Annotated in this window: 3 protein-coding genes; all 3 read right to left on the bottom strand. The window is 53.7% G+C overall.

Going from position 1 to position 2,426, the window contains the following annotated elements:
• Nucleotides 1-42: 42 nt before the first annotated feature.
• Entirely contained in the window at nucleotides 43-792 is a 750-nt protein-coding gene (locus HMPREF0373_RS07045) for a DUF4366 domain-containing protein (protein ID WP_021738982.1), read from the bottom strand.
• A complete protein-coding gene (locus tag HMPREF0373_RS07040) occupies nucleotides 782-1,048 on the bottom strand; it encodes a DUF4315 family protein (protein ID WP_021738981.1) in 267 nt (88 codons plus the stop codon). Before HMPREF0373_RS07040 ends, HMPREF0373_RS07045 begins: the two co-directional genes overlap by 11 nt.
• Before the next feature lie 20 nt (nucleotides 1,049-1,068).
• Nucleotides 1,069-2,426 (bottom strand): C40 family peptidase (locus tag HMPREF0373_RS07035; RefSeq protein ID WP_021738980.1); only part of this gene is annotated, 1,358 nt, incomplete at its 5' end.

The following is a 2,426-nucleotide window of genomic DNA, read 5'->3' as shown; positions in this document are numbered from 1 at the left end:
CAATCGCCGCCCCGACGCTCGGTTTTTCTGCAATTACAAGTTTCATAGATGTTCGTCCTCCTGCTCGGTCTGTTCGGTTTCGACTACTTCCGTTTCCTCGTCGTCCTCGTCAAAATCAAGGTCGTCAAGGTTACTGCTTCCTTTTGCCGCGTCCTTTTTCGGCTTCAAAATCTTAAAATAGTAGAACGCGCCGCCGCCCGCTGCGGCAACAAGCAGCACGGCAAGCAGAATACCCATGCCGCCGCCTTTTTCTTCTTCCTGCGGCTGCTCGGTTTCTTCCGGCTCCGGCTCGGCTTCCACGCCCGCGCACTCGCCCATGTTGACGCTGCAAACCGGGCAATCGGTGTTGACGCTCCCGGCAATACATTTTTCGGTGCAGCTACAAACGGGGGCTTCGGTCTGCCCGTCCTCCATAAGGGCGGTTAAATCCGCTTCGTCCACCTGGTTAAGGAAATGGACGGTGTTTTCCCCGTCCTCGGCGCGGTCAATGATAATGTAAAAATAGTTGCCGCTTTTGGTAACGACGGTGATAAACTGCTTGTCGCCGGACGCTTCGCCCGTAATATCGTCCACAAGGGACATATTACCGTCCGGGGTAAGGGGCTGCGGCTCATAGCCGCCCGTCGTTTCCTCCGGCTCGGTTTCCGGCGGGGGCGTTTCCTCGGTTACGGGGGTAGGCGGCAAGTCGCTTTCATCGCCGCCGCCCGCGTATGCGGTAACAGAAAAGCCGCACATGACAACCAGCGCGGCAAGCAGTACGGTAAACTTTCGGATTAGATTTTTATTCTTCATCGTCGCTGTCCTCCTGTTCGGTGGGGTAGGCCGCTTCCGGCTGCGGCAAGGTGATTTCGCCGCTGGCGTAAGCGGAAAGGAACGCGGCAAGCTGCGTCCCGTCAAGGTGTACCGCCTTAACCATTTGCACGATCTGCGCGTTTTCTTCCTCGGTTTTCTGCGCTTCAAGGTCTTTCAGCTTCTTTTGCTGTTCAAGGATTTTCGCCCTCGTTTTCTCAATATCCCTTTCGATACGGTCAAGTTTCGTGTTCGCCATAGTCGTTTACTCCTTTCAAATCAGTTGTAATTTAACCGCCCGTAGGCATAGAAATGGGATTGCCAATAGCTTGTATCAAGTTTTGTGTATTGTATCGGGTCGCCACAATGCAGCATGACAGGGCTTCCGTCCCCGTCCTCGCCCACATAAATCCCCACATGGGAAACGCCGGGGGTATCGTATGTACCCGTAAAGAAAACCAAATCCCCCGGCTGCGGGTTAGAAACAGGGGTTGAGATGTTGTAAAGCCCTTGCGCCCCAAGTCTGCCCGTATTGTATAGGCCGCTGTTCGTCAACACATAACTCACAAAGCCGCTGCAATCAAAAGAGGTTTCCGGGGTGCTGCCGCCCCACACATAGGGAAAGCCGACATATTTATCCGCTTCCTCCATGAGCCGCGCAAACTTTTCATCGGAACCCAGCAGCGCGGCGGGGACTTCGTAATCTGCGGGCGGGTTTTCATAGTATTTTGACACATAGCCGGATTGCGGGAACAAATCGGGTCTGTTTCCCAGCGACGACATATACATAGCGTACATGGATAGCTGTTCTTCGCCCATGATGTAGACGGGAACATGGGAGAGGTTGAAGTTTTCCAAATCCACATGAAGAATGTAATAGTTATAGGGTACTTCAACTTCGTATTCGTTGCCCTCGCTGTCCGTCCTCGTTTCGGTGCGGTAGCGTACCTGTACTTCTTCTTCGACGGTCAAGATATACTGTTTTTCAAAAAGCATTTCAAGGGTACTTTGCGCTTCGTCAAGGGTAAACACGCCCTCATGCCACGCGGAAAGGATAGAAATTAGCACATAGGGGTCATGCTCGATCTCGTCCGCGTTTACCCGGTATTCGTCGTAGCCGGGGTATTCGCTTTCGATATTGTCCAGCATATCTTGTAACTCGGCTTCCATAGCGGCATACGCGCTTTCCGCGCCCGTAATATCCGCGTCCTCGGAGAGATAGGACGACGCAATCAAGCCGCTGCCGCTGTTGCCGCCAAAGAGGGAGCAAGAGGACAGCCCGCCAAAAAGCAGCAGCACGATAAAGGCAATCCCGCCCACAATCAAGCAGCCTTTCCAGTGCCGGACAACAAAGAACGTCGCCCGTTTGGTTTCCTGCGCCGTTTTCTTCGCCGCCTTTGCGGTGGCTTCGGCGGTCTTTTTCACCTTGCCGCCCGTTTTCAACGCCTTTGCATACTGCTTTTTAATGCGCTGTTTTTGCCAAAAACGGGAAATCGGGTTGGAGTGCGCAAGGGCGGGGTTATCATGCAGCGCCTTTTGATAGAGGAAATCGGCGTTTGCCTTTGCTGCCTTTTTCTCGGCTGCTGCCGCTGCCCGGTAGGGTTTCAGCTTATGGCTGCGTATGCCGCGTTTTACTG

This window comes from Eubacterium ramulus ATCC 29099, assembly GCF_000469345.1.
Classification (GTDB): domain Bacteria; phylum Bacillota; class Clostridia; order Lachnospirales; family Lachnospiraceae; genus Eubacterium_I; species Eubacterium_I ramulus.
The sequence above is the reverse complement of the archived record's forward strand: the minus strand, read 5'-3'. Positions and strand labels throughout refer to the sequence as shown.